The organism is Klebsiella sp. CSG-1 (genome assembly GCF_056521145.1).
Window position 1 is genome coordinate 15,157 of the sequence record NZ_JBWNLD010000014.1, and the last position, 22,227, is coordinate 37,383.

The window sequence follows — 22,227 nt, forward strand, 5'->3', positions numbered from 1 at the left end:
TATGACCTTTACTCCGCGCCCGCACGATTTACTGTGGCTGAACAACGCTAACGCCTTACTGACCGTTGAGGAGGCGTGGGTGGCAACCCAGTGGCACCCCGGTTTGCCGGTGGTAGTGCGGCGCGATGTAAATGAAAACCATGATATTGCGGTGGGCGTGCGCGGCATGAAGCGCGAACAGCGCGCCGCCGGATGGGTGAAGGCAGAGGCGGTTTCCCGCGTGGTGACGCCGGAAGCGCTTACCGAACGTGAACGTCTGCTGCACTCGCCGTTTGTTTCCCAGCCGCCGGTTCAGGCGGCTATTTTACTGACGACCTTTGCGTGGCCGTGGCTGTGGGGCATCACCGGCAGCACCGGCTATGCGCTGGCCAGCGAAATTCCCGTTCTGCACGCCGACAGCGATCTCGATTTGCTGATCCGCGCCCCTATGCCGCTAAGCGAAGAAGAGCTACGGCAGTGGCAGGCGCAGGTTGCGAAGCTGCCGTGTCGGGCCGACACCCAGATTGAAACGCCATTCGGCGCCTTTGCGTTGAATGAATGGCTGCGCGATGGCCGCGTATTGCTGAAAACGTCCCGGGGCGCGCGCCTGACCCACACGCCCTGGCACAGGGAGGAAGCATGAAAATTCTCTTTACCTTTCCCGGTCAGGGAAACCAGCGTCCGGGTATGCTCGGCGTCATCCCCAACCGTGAGGCGATCCTCGCCGAGGCCCGCAGCGTACTCGGCGAGGAGCTCGTCACCTTAGATAGCGTCGAGGCGCTCAGCCACACCCGGGCGGTGCAACTGTGCCTGCTCATCACCGGCGTCGCTTGGGCGCGGGAACTCCAGCGCCTGGGTGTCCAGCCGGATATCGTCAGCGGGTTGTCGATCGGCGCCTTTCCTGCCGCAGTTATCGCCGGGGCGTTAGATTTCGCCAGCGCACTGCGCCTGGTGGCGCTACGCGGCGATTTAATGGAACAGGCCTATCCGCACGGTTACGGCCTGACCGCGATTATGGGGCTGACGCGGGATCGGGTGGAGACCCTGCTGATCGAGGGAGAGGCCTACATCGCTAACCTCAATGCCGACACGCAGATTGTCATTGCCGGTACCGATGAAGCGATGGCGCGCGTAGCGCAGAAAGCGCTGGCCATCGGCGCCACTAAAGCACAGCGGCTGGCGGTCAGCGTTCCATCGCACTGCGCGCTGCTGGACGCCCCGGCGGCAGCGCTGGCGCAGGCGTTCACCCCCGTGTCTTTGCAGCGCCCGCGCTGCGCTTATTTGAGCGGTTCTAGCGCGCGGGTGCTGTGGGATCCGCAGAGGATCGCCGACGATCTGGCGATGAATATGGCGCGGACGGTGCGCTGGCAGGATGCTGTCGTCGCCGCCCAGGAGCGCGATGCCCGACTGGCGATAGAGATGCCGCCCGGCGGTGTACTGACCTGCCTCACCCGTCAGGCGGGCTGGCAGGGAGAGAGTCTTGCGCTTGAGAGCAGCGGCGTGGAGGTCGCCCGTCATCTGGCACAGCGGCTTAACGGTTAAGGCTCCGGGCGTACATTCGCCCTTCTGCCGCCAGCGCCAGCAGATCGGCGTCACGTTCACGATGGTGGGCATAGACGATAGAGATCAGCTGGCGCATCTGGTAGGGTTCCGCCAGCTTTAACAGCTGCACATCGTTTTCATACACTTTCTTCATACGCCCTGGCAGCAGCGCAAAACCGACGCCGGCCTGTACCAGGCTAATCATTGAGAAGATATCGTTTACCCGGGTCACAATTTCGGGTTCGAATGCCGCCACCTGAAAGGCTTCCTGGAACCCGGCATAGGTGGCAAATCCTTCGGCCAGCGAGACAAATTTGCGGTCGGCATAATCGCGCAGGTCGGCAGGCAGTACGGTATCGAGTTTTTCCGTCGCCGGTGCGGCGAGGAAAATATCGTCTTCAAACAGCGGTACCACATCAAAAGCAGAATTGCTGAACTCCCCTTCATTGGTCGCAATCAGAATGGCGTCAAGGGCATCGTCTTCCAGCATATCCAGCAGCATCTGGTTGGATCCCATGGTCAAATCGAGCTCCAGTTCGGGCCGTCGTAGCTTCATCCCCATAATAATTCGCGGCACCGTCTCAAGAGTCAGCGAGTAGAGCGTACCCATGCGCAGACGTCCCTGGCCAACGCCGGCCACCTTGCGCGTCGCTTCCAGCCCGCGGGTCATTAGGCTGGTGACGTCCTGGCAGTACTCCAGCAGCGTCCAGGCCGCCGGTAGCGGCAGTAAATTTCTCCCCTTATGCACAAACAGCGAGCAGCCCACCCCCTCTTCAAGGGTATGCAGCGCCCGATGAACGCTCACTCCGCTGAGCTCCATGGCTTCGGCGGTTCTGGCAATATTTCCCTTAACCATAAACATCATAAATATCGACAGTTTGCGGAAGGTTATCTCCTGATTAATGTCGTCTTTCATCGTTTGCGCCCCGCATTTCCGCTTTTTCTTGTTAATTCAAGCCAGTATAACCACATTCTACGGCGAAAGTTTTAACGGGGCGCACGTTCAGCCACCTGTTCCGTGGTCCCGCGACGAGAACCGCCGCCGGTGAGAAACCTGAACCGACCGGAGGCTATGCGTTTAGTTCATCAAGCCGCGGTGCCGACGGCGTCCAGGCCAGCAGCAGGCTGACAAGCGTAAAGGCCCCCATAATCCACGTCATCGTCCAGGGCGTACCATCATGTAACCCGGCCAGCAGCAATGAAGAGACGATTCCGCTGCCATATTGCAGTGCGCCGATGAAGGCCGATGCCGAACCGGCAAACTCCCCCGCCTCATCCAGAGCTGCCGCCGTTGAGGTGGCGGCAATCACGCCGTTCATGGAGAAAAAGAGAAACACGCACAGGGCGATCCCGACCAGACCACCGTGATGCAATTTGACGCTGAATGCCATCGCCACCATCGCCAGAGAGGCCACAACCAGCGCCACTTTAAGCAGATCCCCCAATGCGTAACGCTGAACCAGACGGCGGTTAACCAGGCTCATGGTCATCAAGCCGAGAATATTGACCGCAAATAGCCAGCCATAGTGCTGCGGTTCAACGCCGAAATAGCGAATATAGACATCCGGCGAACCGGTAATAAAGGCGTAAGCGGCGACGTAATAACAGGTCAGACTCAGGGCATAACGGATGAAAATGCGGTTTCGCAGCAGCTGCCCGTAGTGATGAAACGCCTTCAGCGGCGATCCCTGCTGGCGCCGCTCCGGCGGCAGCGTTTCCGGCAGCCAACGTAGCGCCAGCAGCATCAGCAGGCCAATGCCCGCCAGCAGCCAGAAAATGGCATGCCAGCTGGTGACGCTGATCAGCTGCCCGCCCAGCAGCGGCCCGATAATCGGTGCAATGGCCATGACAATGGTCAGCGTGGAGAGCATCTGCGCGGCGCGGGTCCGGGCAAAGAGATCGCGTACCATCGCTCGCGCCAGCATGGGCCCGGTACAGGCCCCCAGAGCCTGAAAAACGCGCCAGAAAATAATCTGATCGATGCTGACGGAGAGCGCGCACCCCACGGAGCCGATGATAAACAGCACCATACCGATAAACAGCGGCGTGCGACGACCAAGGCGGTCGCCGATCGGCCCCCAGATGAGCTGAGCCACGGCAAAACCGATTAAAAAACCGGTAATCGTCAGTTCGGCGTCCCCCTGCAATTCCGCCGCCATCACCGGCATGGCGGGTAGATAAATATCGGTGGATAACGAAGCGAACGCCATCAGCCCGCTTAAAATCAAAATAAACAGCGGCCCGCTGGCGGCGTTTTTTTGCGGCAAAGTCATGTGAGATATCCGTCAGGAGAGAGTGTTACAGAGCGAGGTATGTTAACGAGAAAGCGCTGACGGATAATCCCCTGTAACCGTATCGAGGTTATGAGTCGCATTCATGAATAGACGGCGCAGAGGGCGCGCAACGAGGATGGCAGGCACAGCCGACGAAAAAAATGCCAGTCGGCGATAAACCAACTGGCATGCTCTGTGGCGGACGTTATGTCAGATTACAGCGCCATATCGTGCTGTGCCGACTCCGCGGGTTTTGCCTCGGCCGGCTTCGCGGTGGTCAGCGCAGGCTGAGTTTTGCTCATGTCGATGACCGGCGGTTTCACCAGCTGCAGCGTCGCAGCGGTATCATCCCACACCTGCTGCGTCAGCGCCGGGTTATCGTTCAGCTTCTGTCCGTAGCTCGGGACGATAGCATGAATGCGGCTCTGCCACTGCGCGGAAGCAAACTGCTCCGGGAACATCTGCTTCAGGACGTTAAGGGTGATCGGTGCCGCGGTGGATGCACCCGGTGATGCCCCCAGCAGCGCCGAGATGGTTTTCTGTTGATCGACCACCACTTCGGTACCCAGCTTCAGGACTCCGCCCTTGTCAGCATCTTTCTTGATAATCTGCACGCGCTGGCCGGCCTGGATCAGTTTCCAGTCTTCTTTACGCGCGTCCGGATAGTACTCTTTCAGCGCCGCAAAACGGTCATCATCGTTCAACATCACCTGGCTAATCAGGTATTTCACCAGATCGAAGTTGTCGAGACCCACGTGGGTCATCGGCAGCACGTTATCGGTAGTGGTGGTGCTCAGCAGGTCCATAAATGAACCATTTTTGAGGAATTTGGTAGAGAAGGTCGCAAACGGCCCGAACAGCACCACGCGCTTACCATCGATGAAACGGGCATCCAGGTGCGGAACCGACATCGGCGGTGCGCCAACGGAGGCCTGACCGTACACTTTTTCCAGATGCTGCTGGGTCACGGCTGGATTTTCCGTCATCAGGAAGGAGCCGCCAACCGGGAAGCCCGCATAATTATCCGCTTCCGGAATGCCGGTTTTTTGCAGTAATTTCAGCGCGCCGCCGCCGGCACCGATAAAGACATATTTCGCATCGACCGCCTGCTCCTGACCGCTATTGACGTTTTTAATCGTCACGTGCCATGAATTATCGGCATTACGCTTAAAGCCGGTGACTTCAGAAGAGGTTTGCAGCGAGAAATTATTATTTTTCTTCAGGCTGCCGATCAGCTGACGGGTAATTTCGCCGTAGTTGACATCGGTACCGACCGGAGTCCAGGTCGCCGCCACTTTTTGTTGCGGATCGCGCCCTTCCATCACCAGCGGCGCCCATTGTTTAATTTGCGCGTGATCGGTGGAGAATTTCATGCCCTGGAATAAAGTGGTCTGCTGCAATGCGGTATAACGTTTTTGCAGATACTCCACATTATCACCCCAGACGAAACTCATATGCGGAGTGGAATTAATAAAGGCGTGCGGATCGTGCAAAATGCCGCGTTTGACCTGCGCCGTCCAGAACTGACGGGAGATCATAAACTGCTCGTTAATATCCAGCGCTTTGCTGACATCAATGGAACCGTCCGGACGCTCCGGCGTATAGTTCAGCTCCATGTTCGCTGAGTGGCCGGTCCCGGCGTTGTTCCAGCCGTTAGAGGATTCCAGCGCAACGCCATCCAGCTTCTCGACCATCACCTGTTTCCAGTCCGGCTGTAATTCCTGCAGCCAGGTGCCAAGGGAGGCGCTCATAATTCCGCCGCCAATCAGCAGGAAATCGGTTTTTTGAGCGGCATCGGTATTCGCATACGACGCGGTGCTGACAAACATCGCCAGTGCGGTCACAGATAAGAGAGATTTTTTTATTGCAGGCATAATAGAATTATCGCATAGCACAATGAAATAAGTGCAAACATGTTAACGCATTTCTATTATATTTTAAAATATCATTTACATTTTCCGCACAGTTAATCAATTTCTGATAAATACTTTTTTAACTTAAAAAAGTAAAATGTCGCGTGCGAAACTAAAATTCAGAAAATAACGGCGGGAATGAAGGGGTTAAATAGTTCTCGCCGGTTAATTTAGTTATTTATCACCACGTCACGCTCGCAGCATAACGGCGCGCTATGGCGCGCCGCATCATTCAATTTACGCGACTCAGCGTCGAACGCTTTGTCTCCTGCAGCGCGAGACGCAAACGATCGTTATTTTCCGCCAGCAGATCTCGCGCCTGCCAGGCGTCTAGCCCGGTCATCAGCATCAGGATTGCCGTCCGCACATGCTGATTGCAGCTGGCCAGCGCGGCTTTGGCCTCGCTGCGCGAGCAGTCGGTGGCCGTCATGACGATGGCAATCTGGCGTTCAGTCCAGCGCGGGCTGGTGGCCTGAAGATCGACCCGCAGGTTGCTGTAAACCCTGCCGCTGCGAATCGCCAGCCCGGTGGTCAACATCGTGAGGATCTGCCGCTGCGCCAGCTGCGCTTTCGGGTTACCGAACCCCGCCACCGCTTCTGGCCCGGTTTGCGGCGCAATAATGATATCCGCCAGCTGGGCGGCTTCACTCTCCGCTTGCTGCGTCAGCACCGCAATTGGCGCGCCGAGCGACCAGGCGTGACGCATCGCGCCCCAGACCCACGGCGTTTGTCCGCTAACCGTCAGCGCCAGCAGCATATCGTTGCTGCTGAAACGGATAGCCTGCAGCTCAAGCGTACCGAGATCGTAATCGTTAGCGGCCGTTTCCATCTCCTGTAGCGCGGCTGCCGGGCCACCAGCAATGAGCCCAACCAGCGAATGTTTCTCTTCCGGCGTATACTCGCTGACCGTCTGTAGCGCCGCGCGGCCGGATGCTCCGGCGCCGACAATCACCAGCCGCCCTCCCCGACTCAGGGCTGCGGCGGCATTATCAACGAGACGGGCAACCTCCGGTAAACAGGCCCCGACGGCGTCGGCAATTTGCCGGTTGTCTTTGTGCAACAGGGTCAGCATATCGACGGTAGCGAGCGTGTCGATGTGACGAGTTTCAGGGTGGCGTCGTTCCATCATTGATGCGGTTGGCTTACTGCTCATAAAAACCTCCTTTTAAATAACTCCCTATTCACTATAAGGATATTTATTGCGAGGTCCTGCGAGTGGGGTCACGCTTCCCGGTTCTTTCAGCGTCTTTTTGCTTTTTTACATAGCTTTAAGAAATGGTTACCTTCAGCGATAATGGCCCTTCGCCGAACAGTTCAGGGGATGGTATGAAGGATATCGCGGAGTCAATTCCGCCCGCGCGCAAACGTCTGATGAGGATGAAGCTGAGTACCGCCGTGACGCTCATGATTAGCAGCGTGATTGGTTCGGTACTGCTGCTGGTCTACGCGCTGTGGTTTATACAGATCAGCGACACCACCCGCGACGGCGTAAAAGATACGGCGCTGGCGGTCGCACGCACCTTCTCCGATATGCCGGAAGTGAAACAGGCCCTGGCGCTGCCGCCGCAGAGCGGACTTATCCAGCCCCTGGCGCTGGCCATCACCCGACGTAACGATCTGCTGTATGCCGTGGTGACCGATATGCATGGCGTGCGCTATTCGCATCCCAATGCCCGGCTTATCGGTAAACGATTTATCGGCGAGGATATTCAGCCTGCCTTTGCCGGCAAAGAGAATGTCGCCGTCAATCACGGGGTGTTGGCTCCGGCGCTGCGCGTCTTTACGCCGGTATTCAACGACCGGCAGCAGCAAATTGGCGTGGTGGTGGTCGGGATTTCACTCAGTAAAGTGGATGAGCAGATCGCCAAAGGCCGCTGGGATGTGCTGTTAACCGTGCTGTTCAGCGCCCTGGTCTGCGGAATCGGTACCTGGAGCCTGGTGCGCGGACTCAAGCGCGTGCTGCTGGGACTGGAGCCGCAGGAGATCTCCACGCAGTTTCAGCAGCGGCAGGCGATGCTCCATTCGTTAAAAGAAGGGGTTGTCGCGGTGGATGTCGAAGGTCGCGTCACGCTGATCAACCCGGCGGCCAGCGAGATCCTGCTTAGCGGCCCCGGCAAAGAGATTGCCCACACCCCGCTGCTGGCGGATCTGCACGAGGTCTTGCAAACCGGCGAGCCGATTTATGACCGCGAGCTCGGCTGCAACGGCTTCCTGCTGATCAGCAACACCGTGCCAGTGCGCAGTCAGAACGCTATCGTCGGCGCCATCAGTACTTTCCGGGATAAAACGGAGGTCAGCCAGCTGTTGCAGCGGCTGGACGGTATGGTTAACTATGTCGATGCGCTGCGCACCACCTCGCATGAATTTATGAATAAGCTGCATGTGATCCTTGGCCTGTTAAACATGAAAAGTTATGACAAGCTGGAGGAGTACGTGCTGCAAACCGCCCATACTTATCAGGCGGACATAGGTGAAATTCAGCACCGTATCAAATCACCGGTGGTCGCGGGCTTCCTGATTGGTAAAATCCAGCGCGCCAAAGAGCGCGGCTTCACGCTTAACTTAGCCGAAGAGAGCCTGGTGCCCGATTGCCCAAATGAAAAGCAGGTGACCGTGCTGGTCACCGTGCTGGGTAATTTGATTGAGAATGCGCTGGATGCCATGAGCGGCCAAAGCGAGGGGGAAGTCGGTCTGCTGCTGCACTATCAGAACGGCTGGCTGAGCGGCGAAGTCAGCGATGACGGGCCGGGTATCCCGCCTGCTAATATTGATGCCATCTTTAATAAAGGCTTCTCGACCAAGGGTGAGAATCGCGGCGTTGGCCTGTTTCTCGCCAGCCAGCAGCTCCGTGAACTGGGCGGCACGCTCGCCGTCGAGTCTGAGCCTGGCGTCTTTACCCAATTTTTTGTTCATCTTCCCTGGGATAGTAAAAGGAAACGTGCGTGATAAATGTATTAATTGTTGACGATGATGCCATGGTCGCCGAACTGAATCGCCTGTATGTGGCGAGAATTCCCGGCTTCCGCTGCTGTGGCACGGCGTCTACGCTAAGCAAGGCCCAGGAGATGATTAACGATAGCGGACAGGAGATCGATCTGGTGCTGCTGGATGTCTACATGCAGCATGACAGCGGACTGGATCTGCTGCCGACCATTCGCGCCTCTGGCCGCCCTATCGACGTGATTATGATTACCTCCGCCGCCGATGCCGCCACCGTGCAAACCTCGATGCACTACGGCGTCGTCGATTATCTGATCAAACCGTTCCAGTTCCCGCGCTTCGAAGAGGCGCTGACCGCCTGGCGCGAAAAACGCAAACTGATGACCGGACAGCCCTATTATGAGCAGGCCGATGTTGACCGCCTGCTCCACGGCAACGCGCCGGAAGCCAGCGACGCGCGCAAGCTGCCGAAAGGCTTAACCGCCCAGACGCTGCGCACGCTGTGTCAGTGGATTGACGCCCATCCGGGTACCGAGTTTTCCACCGATGAACTGGCGGTGGCAGTCAATATTTCCCGCGTCTCCTGCCGGAAATACCTGATCTGGCTGGCGCAGATTAATATCCTCTACACCAGCATTCACTACGGCGCTACCGGGCGTCCCGTCTACCGCTACCGGCTGGTCGCCGAGCAGTACAGCCTGCTCAAGCAGTACAGTCAGTAAGCCGGTAGCTGTCGTCGAGTAAGTGAAAACGAAAGCGGCGCTGTGATGAGAGGATAATGTCGCGATTTTTGGTGACGAAAATCGCCTCAATGTCTTCGCGATGGCGCAGCGCCGCGCAGCCCTTTTCTACGCCAAGACCGAAGATCAACGTGGTCCAGATATCTCCGTCGAGCGAGTCATCTGCAACAATGGTTACGCTCTCCAGCTCGTTATCGAGCGGATAGCCTGTGCGCGGGTCGAGGATATGGTGCCAACGCCGCCCATCCTGCTCAAAATAGCGCTCGTAAATGCCGGACGTCACCACCGACTGGCCGACGACGTCAATACTGCCCACCAGCGCATTATCGCCCGCGAACGGTTTTTTCAGCCCAATCGACCACGCCCCCAGAGTATGCACGTTGCCGCCGAGGTTGATCAGCGCCGCGTCCACTCCCTGGCGCTGCAGGTCATCGCGGACCCGGTCCGCTATGTAGCCTTTGGCAATCGCCCCAAGATCGATCTCCATGCCCGGCCGGGCGAGAAAAACGCTGCCGGCGGCGTCATCCAGGATCACATCCTGCGGGCGGGTCAGCGCTAAGCGCGCGGCGATATCCGTCGCCGCCGGAACGCTGTGGCCGTTAAAACCGATGCGCCATAGCTTCACCAGCGGGCCGATGGCCAGATTAAAGGCGCTCTCCTGCACCATGCTGGCCGCTTTCGCGCATTTAATAAGCTGATATACCGGACGGGTGACGCTGACCGGATGGCGGCCGGCGGCATGATTAATCGCCATCACCTCCGAGTGTGCGCGGTTGACGGTGAACAGGTCTTCGTAGCGTTTAATCAGTTGAAACGTGCGGGAAGCCAGGGCTTCATCGTGGGAGAACAGTTTGAGCAGGATGGGAGACCCCATCAAAACAGCGGAGTAGCTATAGAGGCGTTGGTCGCCAGAGATGCCAGACATCATTGAAGCTCCTCTGTGTCACCCGGGCAGGCAGACGCCGCCGGGAATGGGCCGGGCGAACCCGGCCTGTTATCACTGAGCGTTAGCCTCTGGCGCGTTTTGCCGCCTGGTGGCCCGCCAGGGTGCCAAAGATAATAATATCCGCTACGGCATTGCCGCCGATACGGTTGCCGCCGTGGATACCCCCGACCACTTCACCCGCGGCATAAGCGCCGGCAATCGGCTGATGATGAGTATCCAGTACCGCGGTGTCAGTATTAATGGTCACACCGCCCATAGTGTGGTGAACCCCCGGCGCGATGCGGATAGCATGGAACGGCCCTTCGTTAACCGGCGCGCGCAGCGCGGTGGTACGACCAAACTCTTCATCACGCTGATTTTCAACAAACCCGTTGTAGCGTTCCAGCGTGGCGAGGAAGGCATGGTAATCCATCCCCAGTTTCTCCGCCAGTTCACGCGGCGAGCTGGCGCTGGTCACCAGACCTTTGGCGATATATTCGTCGGCCGCTTTGTTTTTCGCCCGGACATGTTCATCAAAGACGATGTAAGCATAATGCTCCGGCAGCGCGATGATCGCCGCAGACACTTTATCGCGGGTCTCCATTTCGTTGAAGAAGCGGTTCCCCTGTTGATTGACCAGAATGGCGCCGCCGCCGCGAATCGATTCGGAAATCAGGTACGAGGTGTTCTGCTCAACGGTCGGGTGAATTTGAATTTCGCCCATGTCGACGGTGCCGGCGCCAATCCGTTCCAGCAGCGCAATACCGCCGCCGGTGGCCCCTTTATGGTTGGTGGTGACAAACCCCGCCAGATCCGGACGATATTTTACCACCATCGCGCTATTGGCGCTGAAACCGCCGGTCGCCATCACGATACTTTTGGTCTGCACCTCGATACTTTCCTGCTCATCATTCAGCAGACGTACGCCGCTCACCTGGTCGTGGGTCATCAGGATCTCTTCCACCGACGTATCCAGCATCACATCGATGCCGCGACGAGTGATATTACGCACCAGGCCGCTAATCAGGTATCCTCCGACGGCGGATCCGTCACGCGGACGGTGAGTACGGTCGATACTCATCCCGCCGGTGGTGGTGATGTCATTAAGCATGATCCCGCGACGCGCCAGCCATTCGATGGCCTCTGGGGCATTTTCCACGAACCGACGCAGCAATTGCGGATTGTTTTTATTGTGTCCGCCTTTTAAGGTTTCCTGATAGAACAGCTCTTTGCTGTCCTCAATACCTTTTACCCGCTGGAAGCGCGTTTGCGCGGCGTTCATTCCGGCAGAGGCTTTAATCGTATTACCGCCGATGGTCGGCATTTTCTCAACGATCAGGACGCTTGCGCCTTCATCGTGCGCCTGAATGGCGGCGGCCAGCCCGGCGCCGCCGCTGCCGACCACCACCACGTCATAGCTTTTCGGCGTCAGATCTGCGCCGCCCTCTTCCAGCGCCAGCGCTTTACTTGATTTCAGCATCGCTTTCGACACCGCTTTTTTCACCGCTTCACTTTGGCTGGTGGCGCCAGAAATCGCGTCCACGTGCGGCGTATTGGCGGTCAAAATGCGTTCGCGGATCTCTTCGAAGCTGGTAGTGAATTCCACGTTCTGCTGCGGGCCGGCAGCCAGTTCGATATCGGCGATGCGGTCATTTTCCAGACTGACGTTAATCACCAGTTCGTTGGCATCGTCCTGCACGGTTTCCACAAACAGGCCGGGTTTAAACTTCGCATCGCCCATGCTCATATCGCGGATCATGGCTTCAACCAGCGAGAAGCGCCACAGCGGCTGCGGAATATTCAGCGCTTCGCGCTGGGTGCTGTCGATAAACAGCTCGAGATTTTCTCCGCCAGCAATCCGCGCCGCCCAGTCCGGATAAGCAATGCAGGCGCGGCCCACGGCCATCAGATCGTAACCATGATCCAGCCCCTGCTCCGCATCCGCCGCGTTGACCACGCCGCCAACGCCCATCACCGGGATCTGAGCCAGGGTATCAGAGCGCAGCGCACAATATTTTTCAATCAGCGGCGTCGGATCGCTGGTATCGACAATCGAGGGACGCAGAGATGCGCCGACGGAGAAGTGCAGATAGTCGAGACCGCGCGCCGCCAGTTTTTCCAGCAGGTACAGGGTGTCATCAAAACGGATACCCGGCTCTTCCAGCTCTTCCGGGGAGAAGCGATAGCCGATAATAAAGGCATCATCGGCGTACTGGCTCGCCATTTTATGGGTAATGTCGAGGACCGCCAGCGGGAAACGCGCACGGTTGTCGCGGCTGCCGCCCCACTGATCATCGCGTTGGTTAGAATTCGGGGAATAGAACTGCTGGATAAGATAGGTGTTAGCGCCGTGAATTTCCACGCCATCAAAACCGGCCAGAATGGCGCGACGTACACCGTCGCCGAATTTGGCAATCATTCCCTCAACTTCTTCGCCGCTCAGCGCACGCGGCATCGCAGCGCCTTCGCGCGGTGCGGCCAGCGCGCTCGGCGCCACCGGTTGACGGCCGCCGATCAGCTGCGGATCGACCATACGTCCGCCGTGATAGATCTGCAGAATGGCTTTTGACCCTTCGGCTTTGATGGCGTCGGCGATTTTAGCCAGACCGGCAATTTTCTCGTCATTGTCGATGCCGATGGCGCCCGGGAAAGCCAGACCGTAATCATCAATAAAACAGCACTCAACGATAATGGTGCCAATGCTGCCGGCGCGAGCGCGATAGTATTCCACCAGTTCGCTGGTGACGCTGCCGTCATAATAGCCGGTGCAGGTGGTCATCGGTGCCATTAACAAACGGTTTTTTAACTCAGTACCATTCGGTAAGGTAAAAGGACGCAATATACGTGGGCTACTGGTCATATTAACACTCCAGATTTTAAATATTGAAAATTCAGAATTGGGTGACGGAATTGTTTTTGGTTGTGTTTCTTAATTCCTGTTGTCATGCCCATAATATAGCGCTATTTTTAGTTACCAAACCAATTACGTTAGTTAAAAAACTATTTAATACCACCAATAACATCAATACCTCTATTGTATTATTAATTAAAAATACAATTTTCACACAAAGCAAAACACCGATAACATGCCAGCCACCTTTGTTAAAAAACAACACATATCAATCACAATATAAAACTCATTAATATCATACAGATACAAACACAAAACCCTTGGCGTACGTTTGTAAGCCAATTATTTATTAACATTTATCGATATTTTAATCAAATAAGCACCTCACCCGGCAGGGTTATTTTAAAAATAAATAAATACCTCTACACACCGCATTTATTGATCCTGATCAATTGCAATAAAGCAACAAAGCGCAATATATAAATAACCAACGAATTAAATTTAACGCACAGCAAAATGCGTTAAATAACCGTCACAAAAACCAGAAAAACCAAAGATTAATAAGTAAAGAAAGTTTTGAAATTAAAAAAATCACTGGTTATTGCGTGACGCATCGTATTTTCAACTACTCGCAGATACTCATTATGAAAGAGAAACAGACAACCATACCGCCTGCCGGTGCCGCCAGTCCCAAGGCTGCAAATAAAAACCGCCTGCTGATGATGGCGCTGCCCATTATTGTTGCAGTTCTTTTACTCTTCGTGCCGGTGCCTGACGGGTTACCGCCTTATGCCTGGCACTACTTTGCTATCTTCGTTGGCGTCATTGTCGGGCTGATTTTTGAACCCCTGCCGGGCGCCGTGATCGGCATTACCGGGGTGGTGGTCATCGCCCTGTGCAGCCAGTGGCTGCTCTTCAACCCAGCGCAGCTGGCCGACCCCAAATTCAAACTGGCCGGCGCCTCATTTAAATGGGCGGTCAGCGGTTTTGGTAACTCCACCGTATGGTTGATTTTCGGCGCCTTCATGTTCGCCGCTGGCTACGATAAAACCCAGTTTGGTCGCCGTCTGGCGCTGATCCTGGTGAAATATCTGGGCCGCCGCAGCCTGACGCTGGGTTATGCCATTACCTTTGCTGACCTGCTGCTGGCACCGTTTACCCCGTCCAATACCGCGCGCAGCGGCGGGACCATCTACCCCATTATCGCCAACCTGCCGCCGCTATACGGTTCTAAACCGAACGATCCCAGCGCGCGTCGTATCGGCTCCTACCTGATGTGGGTGGCCATTACCGCAGCTTGTATCACCAGTTCGATGTTCCTCTCCGCGCTGGCGCCAAACCTGCTGGCCCTCGCGCTGGTCAAAAGCATCGTCGGCATCAATATCTCGTGGGGTACCTGGTTTATCGCCTTCCTGCCGCTGGGTATCCTGCTGATTCTGGCGATGCCGCTGCTGGCTTACTGGTTCTATCCGCCGGAAGTGAAAGTCAACAACGAAGTGCCGCTGTGGGCCGCTCGCGAGCTGGAAAAGCTGGGCAAGCTGTCACGCAATGAGATCCTGCTGCTGGTGTTCGTCTGCTTCGCCCTGGCCATGTGGATTTTCGCCGCCGAGTGGATTGAACCGGCGCTGGCCGCCCTGCTGGTCATTGTGCTGATGCTATGGACCGGCGTACTTTCGTGGAGCGATATCACCAACAATAAAGCGGCATGGAACACCTTTGTCTGGTTCGCCACCCTGGTGGCGCTGGCCGACGGCCTCTCCTCTACCGGCTTTATCGCCTGGCTGGGTAAAGAAGGCGGAGCGCTGATGAGCGGCATCTCCCCGGGCGTCGCCACTATCGTGCTGCTGCTGGCGTTCTACCTGCTGCACTACCTGTTCGCCAGCACCACCGCGCACACCACCGCGCTGCTGCCGGCGATGCTGACTATCGCATCCACCATTCCGGGTATGAATATGCAGGTCTTCGTCCTGCTGATGGTGACCTCGCTCGGCGTGATGGGCATCATCACGCCGTACGGTACCGGTCCTAGCCCGATTTACTACGGCAGCGGCTACCTGCCGACCAAAGACTACTGGCGCCTCGGCACCATCTTCGGCGCCATCTTCCTGGCCGCCCTGCTGCTGATTGGCTATCCGTGGATGTCCATGATGTTCTGATTCATAACCGCCGGAGGCTCTCCTCCGGCGGTTTTACTCTTAGGGAGCTAAGCTATGTCGACTAAACCGTTTGTTTACCAGGAAGCCTTTCCGCTGGCAAAAGATGAGACTGAATACTATCTGCTGAGCAAAGAACATGTTTCCGTGGCCGAATTTGCCGGCCAGGAGATACTGAAAGTTGCCCCTGAAGCCCTGACTCTGCTGGCCCAGCAGGCCTTCCACGATGCGGCCTTTATGCTGCGCGTTTCCCATCAAAAGCAGGTTGCGTCAATCCTGCTCGACCCGGAAGCCAGCGAAAACGACAAATACGTCGCCCTGCAGTTCCTGCGCAACTCGGAAATCGCGGCGAAAGGCGTGCTGCCGACCTGCCAGGACACCGGTACCGCGATCATCATGGGTAAAAAAGGTCAGCGCGTCTGGACCGGCGGCGGCGATGAAGCGGCGCTGGCCCGCGGCGTTTACAACACCTATACCGAAGATAACCTGCGCTACTCGCAAAATGCCGCGCTGGATATGTACAAAGAGGTCAACACCGGGACTAACCTGCCGGCGCAGATCGATCTTTATGCTACTGACGGCGACGAGTACAAATTCCTGTGCATGGCGAAAGGCGGCGGTTCAGCCAACAAAACCTACCTGTATCAGGAAACCAAAGCGCTGATTACTCCGGCGAAGCTGAAAAACTACCTGGTTGAGAAGATGCGCACCCTCGGCACCGCGGCCTGTCCTCCGTACCATATCGCCTTCGTGATTGGCGGCACCTCAGCGGAATCGACGCTGAAAACCGTGAAGCTGGCCTCCACACGCTACTACGATGGCCTGCCCACCGAAGGTAACGAGCACGGCCAGGCGTTCCGCGATATTCAGCTGGAGCAAGAGCTGCTGCTGGAAGCGCAGAATCTCGGCCTTGGCGCGCAGTTCGGCGGCAAATACTTCGCCCACGACATCCGCGTGATTCGCCTGCCGCGTCACGGAGCCTCCTGCCCGGTCGGCATGGGCGTCTCCTGCTCCGCTGACCGCAATATCAAGGCCAAAATCAACCGCCACGGTATCTGGATTGAAAAACTGGAGAGCAACCCGGGCCAGTACATCCCGGAAGCGCTGCGTGAGCAAGGTGAAGGCAAGGTGGTCAGTATTAACCTGAATCAGCCGATGAGCGAGATCCTGGCGCAGCTGTCCGCCCATCCGGTTTCCACTCGTCTGACGCTGAACGGCACCATCATTGTGGCGCGCGATATCGCCCACGCGAAGCTCAAAGAGCTGCTGGATAACGGCGAAGCGCTGCCGCAGTACGTGAAAGATCACCCGATCTACTACGCCGGTCCGGCGAAAACACCCGATGGCTATGCCTCAGGTTCACTCGGCCCAACCACCGCCGGGCGCATGGACTCCTATGTCGATCTGCTGCAGTCCCACGGCGCCAGCATGGTGATGCTGGCGAAAGGCAACCGCAGCCAGCAGGTGACCGACGCCTGCCACAAACACGGTGGATTCTATCTCGGCAGCATTGGCGGCCCGGCGGCGGTACTCGCCCAGCAGAGTATTAAGAGCCTGGAGTGCGTGGCGTATCCGGAACTGGGGATGGAAGCTATCTGGAAAATCGAAGTGGAAAATTTCCCGGCCTTCATCCTGGTGGATGACAAAGGCAACGACTTCTTCCAGCAGATTCAGAACAAACAGTGTGCGGGTTGTTCACAGCGCTAATTTTGGCTGATTAACCCTGTTCGGGGCCGTAACGCTGTGCGTTACGGCCTTTTTTACGCTCGCCGCCGGAAGACTAATGGCCGGCTGACGGCGCCCCTGGCCCCCCTGCGCGGCTGAACGGCGGACGGGCAAACCAGATAACCGCGATCAGCGCCATAAAGCCCCAGCCCAGTAGCCAGAAATAGTCGATGGTCGACATCATGTAGGCCTGCTGCTCGATGCTCTTATCAATCAGCGCCATATGCTGCTGCGTGGCGCCGCCCATCTTGTTGATATAGTCCACCGCCGCGGGATTGTAGGCGGAGACGCTTTCCGTCAGGTTGGCATGGTGGAAAACTTCCCGACGCGACCAGATCCAGGTGGTGAGCGACGACGCAAAAGAGCCGCCCAGCACGCGGAAAAAGGTCGCCAGCCCGGAGCCTTCGGCCACTTCCGCGCCGTTCAGGTTTGACAGCACAATCGTGGTAATGGGCATGAAGAAAAACGCCACGCCGATCCCCATAAATAGCTGCACTTCTGCAATGGTGCGGAAATCGACGTCGGTATTGAACTGCGCGCGAATCAGGCAGGAGGCCCCCATCGTCAAAAATGAGAGCGAGGCCAGGATCCGCAGGTCAAACTTGTTGGCGTAGCGGCCGATAATCGGCGTCATCATCAGCGGCAGGATCCCCATCGGCGCGGCGGCCAGTCCGGCCCAGATCGCCGTGTAGCCCATCTGCGTTTGCAGCCACTGCGGCAGAATAATATTGATAGCAAAAAAAGCCGCGTACCCCAGGGTCAGCGAGAGCGTACCAATCGCAAAATTGCGATCTTTGAACAAGCGCAGGTTCACGATCGGATGACGCTCGCCCAGTTCCCAGATAACGAACGACACCAGCGAGATGGCGGAAATCGTCGACATCACAACGATCTGCGAAGAGGCAAACCAGTCTAGATCATTGCCTTTATCAAGCACCACCTGCAGCAACCCAACCCCGAGCACCAGCAGCGCAATCCCGATGTAATCAATGGGGGCGTGGGTGGTGGTCTCTTCCCGTTCACGCATCTGCGTCCAGACCACGATAGTGGCGAAGATGCCGATCGGTACGTTGATGTAGAAGATCCACGGCCACGAGTAGTTGTCCGTTATCCAGCCGCCGGTAATCGGCCCGACAATCGGCGCCACGACCGTCACCATCGACAGCAGCGCCAGCGCCATACTGCGTTTACTGGCGGGAAAGATAACCAGCAGCAGCGTCTGACACATCGGGAACATAGGGCCGGCGAAAAAGCCCTGTAGCGCGCGGAAGATAATCAGCTCGGTCATACTGTGGGCAAATCCGCACAGGAATGAGGTCAGCGTAAACATCATCACCGAGCCAATAAAGAGCTTTAACTGCCCGAAGCGGCGCGTAAACCAACCGGTCAGCGGCAGCGCGATGGCGTTACACACCGCAAATGAGGTGATCACCCATGTCCCCTGATCCGCGCTGACCCCGAGGTTGCCGGCAATCGTCGGCAACGCCACGTTGGCGATAGTGGAATCCAGCACCTGCATAAACGTGGCCAGAGACAGCGCAAGCACCGCCAGCCACATATTGGGCGGTGTAAAGGCAGCCTTATCGTGCATAACGTCTCTCTTAACGGGCGCCGGCGGCTACCGTTTTGCTGTTGTCATGAAGGATTTTAGCCACCAGTTTGTCCGCTTCTGCCAGCGGGTTTTGATACACGTCCGTGGTGAAACGCGGGCTGCTAACGGTTTGCTGCGGCAGCAGGTGGCCGTCGGCGTCGCGAATATCGACGCTGACGTTCATCGACAGGCCGACGCGCAGCGGGTTTTTCTGCATATCATGGGGATCGAGTACAATACGGACCGGCAGACGCTGGACAATTTTGATCCAGTTGCCGCTGGCGTTCTGTGCCGGCAGCAGCGAGAACGCGCTACCGGTGCCAATGCCCAGGCTTTCGATGGTGCCGTGATACTCGACATCATCGCCGTACAGATCGGCGTTGAGGGTGACTTTTTGTCCGAGACGCATCCCCTTCATCTGGCTCTCTTTGAAGTTGGCATCTACCCAGACTTCGTTCAGCGGCACGATAGCCATCAGCGTGGTGCCGGAATCAACGCGCATGCCGAGCTGTACCGCGCGCTTCGCCACATAGCCGCTGACCGGGGCCACGATGGTGCTGCGGGAATTGTCGAGATAGCGCTGACGGAGGGTGGCGACGGCACTTTTAATTTCCGGGTGGCTGTCGATTACGGTGTCATCCACCATGGCCATATTGGTGCGCAACGCTTCCTGTGCGGCGAGAAGATCGCTTTGCGCGCTGGTGACCGCATCGCGATAATGCGCCAGGTCTTCCGCGGCGATCGCCCCGCTCTGGAAGATTTTCTGCCGCCGCGCATAGTCGTTTTGCGCCGTTTGTAACGCCACTTTTTTCGCGGCGACCTGCGCGCGGTAGTTATCCGCGGTGCTGTACAGCCCGCGAACCTGGCGAACCGTATTCGCCAGACTGGCTTCCGCCTGCTGCAGCGCAATTTCGGTATCGCTGGGGTCGAGCAGCACCAGCGGCTGCCCCTTCTGTACGAAGTCGCCTTCATCCACCGTCACCTGAGTGACCGTACCGCCAATCTGAGGAGTGAGCGTCACCTGGTTGCCATTGACATAAGCATCGTCGGTCGTTTCATAGTAGCGGGCGTACAGCAAATACCACGCCACCCCGCCACCGGCGGCCAGAAGCAGGATAATCAATAAAATAATAAAGTTACGTTTGCGCTTGCTGCCGCGCTCAGCCTGTTGTACCGCAGTGGTTTCCATCTTGTCAGGACCTTTTTGAATGCATTAGCGATGAGGGGCGACGATCTCGTCTGGCAACATTTTTGTCATCAGATCGACCAGCTGTCGGGATTCATCGGGAGTGAGTCGGGCGGTGAGTTCGCTGATGATCGATACCAGCGCTTCATTGACAAAGCGCTCGCAAATCAGCAGCCCTTTGTCGGTCAATGCCAAAATCACCTGGCGTTTATCCTGTGGATTGGGGGAGCGACTGATCAGCTCACGCTTGACCATTCGATCCACCATTCGGCTCATGGCGCCGGCGTCCATGACCAGGTTTTTACTGATCTCGACCGGACTGTTAAAGCCTTTATAAATACTGATCAGCACCTTGAACTGCGCGGCGGTAATGTCCATGCCGGAGAAGTGCTGGCTAATCAGCTGGTCCTTGAACTGGTTAGCCAGATGGATCAACAAACCTAAGTGAAATTTATTGTTAATAATACCCGGATGGTTATTCATGATATTTGCCTGGTCAGTAATTACAGATGAAACTACTGACCAGGCATCTATTTGTCAACGCAGTGTCAAGAAGATCGCACGTTTTGTCAGCGCAAAGGCCGCCGCTCAGCGCAGCGAGACGCCGCGCCCGAGGTTGTTTGCCGGCCCCGCCCTCGATATTCGCGACCTCTCCGCCGCGCTTGTATTCGCTTATCGCTGGTCTATGCTCAAAGCAAGGCCTGGTCAGAAAATGCTGTTGACCACCTGAAAAATAACGATAATTCTCTTTTTTTGGGTGCTGCATATGAACAAAATACAGGCGTTATTTTTGGCCGGCCTCGCGCTATGCCTGGCGTTCCCCCTTTCGGCGGCGGAACCTCGCCAACAGCCCACAGAACGTGAACAGGCCCGTACGGTGAAAATTTTCCACCAGCCGATTGTGATGTTACAGGCGACCTTCGGTCAGACGACGCCCGAAGAGCGGGTGCTGCGAATTCGCAATACGCTACGCGCTTTTACCGAGGCGGATATCAGCCAGCCGCTGCAGGTTGTTCCGGTCACGCGCTACAACCTGCCGGGTCGTTTGTTCCTTATGAACGGTAAACCCATTATGTTACTGAGCCAGGCCGACCTCGACGAAGGTGACGACCTGACCCTCGACCAGGCCAGCCAGCGGGTTCTCGCCCGAATGGAGGCGCAGCGCACCGCGCTTCGTGAACAGTTCAATACATCCTATCTGACGCTGGCGGTCGTTAAAGTGGGGGGTGGCGCGCTGCTGCTGGCGGCCTTTTATTACGCCGCCTGGCGCTCCTGGCGTCGGGTTCGCCGCTATTTTCTGCTGCGTATTCTGCAAAAGCGCGGCTGGATCCCCCAGAACTGGCGGCGGTTTCTCGGCAATATCGAAACCAGACTCTATGCCCTGCTGATGGTTTTGCTGGGCATAGTGGCGCTTTATGCCTGGCTAAGCTGGGCCTTCGGCCTGTTTCCCTGGACGCGCGTGTGGAGCGAATCGTTGGGAGAGTGGTCGGTACGCGTCCTGCAGGAGATTGCCCTGGCAATAGTTTCGGCGCTACCCGGGCTGCTGATTGTTCTGATTATCTTGCTGATCACCTGGTTTATTATCCGTCTGGTAAAGCTGCTGCTCAGTCAGGTGGAAGCCGGTCGTCTGCAAATTCCGGGTCTGCATCCCGAAACGGTAGGCGCAACGCGCAAACTTATCTCGGTGGTCATCTGGCTCTTCGCCCTCTCCGCCGCTTACCCCTTTTTACCTGGCGCCAACTCGCTGGCGTTCAAAGGGATTAGCGTCTTTTTCGGTCTGATGTTAACCCTGGGATCGGCAGGAGTCATGAACCATGCCATGAGCGGTCTGGTGCTGATTTACTCGCGCGCGCTGCGCAAAGGCGATGTGATTCGGATTGCCGATAATGAGGGTGAGGTCAGTGAAATTGGGATGCTGGCCACCAAAATCGTCACCCGGGAAAACTATATCGTGACGGTGCCAAACGCCGTGGTAGTGAGCGGGAAAATCACCAACCTCAGCGCACAAAGCAGCGAAAGCGGCCTTAACCTGACCACCGGCGTCACCATCGGCTACGACACGCCGTGGCGACAGGTTCAGGCGCTGCTGGAACTGGCCGCGCGGCGCGCGCCGGGTATCGACCACCGCCAGCCGCCGCAGGTGCGTCAGCTTGGGCTGATGGACTGGTACGTCGCCTATGAGCTGCAGGTCCTGCTACTGGCGGAAACCTCGCTGGCCGACGGACGAACCGTGCTACACAGCAACATTCAGGATGTCTTTAATGAATTTGGCGTGCAGATCATGTCGCCGAACTTTGTTATGCAGCCGAAGGGAGCTGTGATGGTGGCAAAAGAGGACTGGTACGCCGCGCCGGCGGCGAAAGACCCACAGATAACAGAGAGATAAGTCACGATGCTGGCCGGCGAAAA

Annotated in this window: 17 protein-coding genes; 8 read left to right on the top strand and 9 right to left on the bottom strand. The window is 57.0% G+C overall.

The genetic code is table 11. The features are described 5' to 3' along the window. Position 1 precedes the first annotated feature (1 nt). Entirely contained in the window at positions 2-622 is a 621-nt protein-coding gene (locus AC007G_RS24420) for a malonate decarboxylase holo-ACP synthase (protein WP_032687480.1), read from the top strand. After that, a complete protein-coding gene (gene mdcH, locus AC007G_RS24425; protein WP_142630760.1) occupies positions 619-1,521 on the top strand; it encodes a malonate decarboxylase subunit epsilon in 903 nt (300 codons plus the stop codon). Before AC007G_RS24420 ends, mdcH begins: the two co-directional genes overlap by 4 nt. On the opposite strand, the gene AC007G_RS24430 is transcribed toward mdcH, so the two are convergent. The 4 genes from AC007G_RS24430 to AC007G_RS24445 form a co-directional block, all read right to left on the bottom strand. Next, positions 1,511-2,437, bottom strand: coding sequence for a LysR family transcriptional regulator (locus AC007G_RS24430; RefSeq protein ID WP_032696083.1), 927 nt, complete (start codon positions 2,435-2,437; stop codon positions 1,511-1,513). The two genes, mdcH and AC007G_RS24430, sit on opposite strands and share 11 nt — an antisense overlap. Positions 2,438-2,591: 154 nt before the next feature. After that, positions 2,592-3,794 carry a multidrug effflux MFS transporter gene (locus tag AC007G_RS24435; RefSeq protein ID WP_142630761.1) on the bottom strand — a complete coding sequence of 401 codons (1,203 nt, stop codon included), beginning with the start codon at positions 3,792-3,794 and terminating at the stop codon, positions 2,592-2,594. Between the two features lie 215 nt (positions 3,795-4,009). Beyond that, a complete protein-coding gene (gene mqo, locus AC007G_RS24440) occupies positions 4,010-5,668 on the bottom strand; it encodes a malate dehydrogenase (quinone) (protein WP_142630762.1) in 1,659 nt (552 codons plus the stop codon). 271 nt (positions 5,669-5,939) lie between these two features. Beyond that, the gene (locus tag AC007G_RS24445) at positions 5,940-6,860 is read right to left on the bottom strand and encodes an N-acetylmuramic acid 6-phosphate etherase (protein WP_112150494.1); all 921 of its coding nucleotides are present in this window, start codon (positions 6,858-6,860) and stop codon (positions 5,940-5,942) included. A 173-nt stretch (positions 6,861-7,033) separates the two neighbouring features. Between AC007G_RS24445 and AC007G_RS24450 the strand changes: the two genes are divergently transcribed. Both AC007G_RS24450 and dcuR read left to right on the top strand, forming a co-directional pair. Beyond that, positions 7,034-8,653: a sensor histidine kinase gene (locus AC007G_RS24450; RefSeq protein WP_032696079.1), complete on the top strand. Its 1,620-nt coding sequence runs from the start codon at positions 7,034-7,036 to the stop codon at positions 8,651-8,653. After that, complete coding sequence (gene dcuR, locus AC007G_RS24455; protein WP_032687473.1) at positions 8,650-9,369, top strand: two-component system response regulator DcuR; 720 nt, start codon at positions 8,650-8,652, stop codon at positions 9,367-9,369. The genes AC007G_RS24450 and dcuR overlap by 4 nt, the downstream gene beginning before the upstream one ends. Here dcuR and AC007G_RS24460 read toward each other — a convergent pair. Together AC007G_RS24460 and AC007G_RS24465 are read right to left on the bottom strand one after the other, a co-directional pair. Further along, on the bottom strand, positions 9,350-10,312 hold the full coding sequence (locus AC007G_RS24460; RefSeq protein WP_142630791.1) for an FAD:protein FMN transferase: 963 nt from the start codon (positions 10,310-10,312) through the stop codon (positions 9,350-9,352). The two genes, dcuR and AC007G_RS24460, sit on opposite strands and share 20 nt — an antisense overlap. Positions 10,313-10,394: 82 nt before the next feature. Then, positions 10,395-13,172 carry a flavocytochrome c gene (locus AC007G_RS24465; RefSeq protein WP_046852379.1) on the bottom strand — a complete coding sequence of 926 codons (2,778 nt, stop codon included), beginning with the start codon at positions 13,170-13,172 and terminating at the stop codon, positions 10,395-10,397. Between the two features lie 635 nt (positions 13,173-13,807). Between AC007G_RS24465 and AC007G_RS24470 the strand changes: the two genes are divergently transcribed. Both AC007G_RS24470 and fumA read left to right on the top strand, forming a co-directional pair. After that, a complete protein-coding gene (locus AC007G_RS24470; RefSeq protein ID WP_032687499.1) occupies positions 13,808-15,319 on the top strand; it encodes an anion permease in 1,512 nt (503 codons plus the stop codon). Between the two features lie 54 nt (positions 15,320-15,373). Further along, positions 15,374-17,023, top strand: a complete 1,650-nt coding sequence (gene fumA / locus AC007G_RS24475) for a class I fumarate hydratase FumA (protein WP_142630763.1) — start codon at positions 15,374-15,376, stop codon at positions 17,021-17,023. A 73-nt stretch (positions 17,024-17,096) separates the two neighbouring features. Here the strand turns inward: fumA and AC007G_RS24480 are convergent, their stop codons facing one another. From AC007G_RS24480 to AC007G_RS24490, 3 genes are read right to left on the bottom strand one after another with little or no spacing between them, the layout of a single operon-like run. Next, positions 17,097-18,632: a DHA2 family efflux MFS transporter permease subunit gene (locus AC007G_RS24480; RefSeq protein WP_046852378.1), complete on the bottom strand. Its 1,536-nt coding sequence runs from the start codon at positions 18,630-18,632 to the stop codon at positions 17,097-17,099. 10 nt (positions 18,633-18,642) lie between these two features. After that, the gene (locus tag AC007G_RS24485; RefSeq protein WP_032687466.1) at positions 18,643-19,821 is read right to left on the bottom strand and encodes an HlyD/EmrA/EmrK family protein; all 1,179 of its coding nucleotides are present in this window, start codon (positions 19,819-19,821) and stop codon (positions 18,643-18,645) included. 24 nt (positions 19,822-19,845) lie between these two features. Further along, positions 19,846-20,301: a MarR family transcriptional regulator gene (locus AC007G_RS24490; RefSeq protein ID WP_032687465.1), complete on the bottom strand. Its 456-nt coding sequence runs from the start codon at positions 20,299-20,301 to the stop codon at positions 19,846-19,848. Between AC007G_RS24490 and AC007G_RS24495 the strand changes: the two genes are divergently transcribed. Continuing rightward, positions 20,300-20,548, top strand: coding sequence for a hypothetical protein (locus AC007G_RS24495; RefSeq protein WP_064793621.1), 249 nt, complete (start codon positions 20,300-20,302; stop codon positions 20,546-20,548). The genes AC007G_RS24490 and AC007G_RS24495 overlap by 2 nt on opposite strands. A gap of 36 nt (positions 20,549-20,584) precedes the next feature. Further along, on the top strand, positions 20,585-22,204 hold the full coding sequence (locus tag AC007G_RS24500; protein WP_142630764.1) for a mechanosensitive ion channel family protein: 1,620 nt from the start codon (positions 20,585-20,587) through the stop codon (positions 22,202-22,204). Positions 22,205-22,227 lie beyond the last annotated feature (23 nt).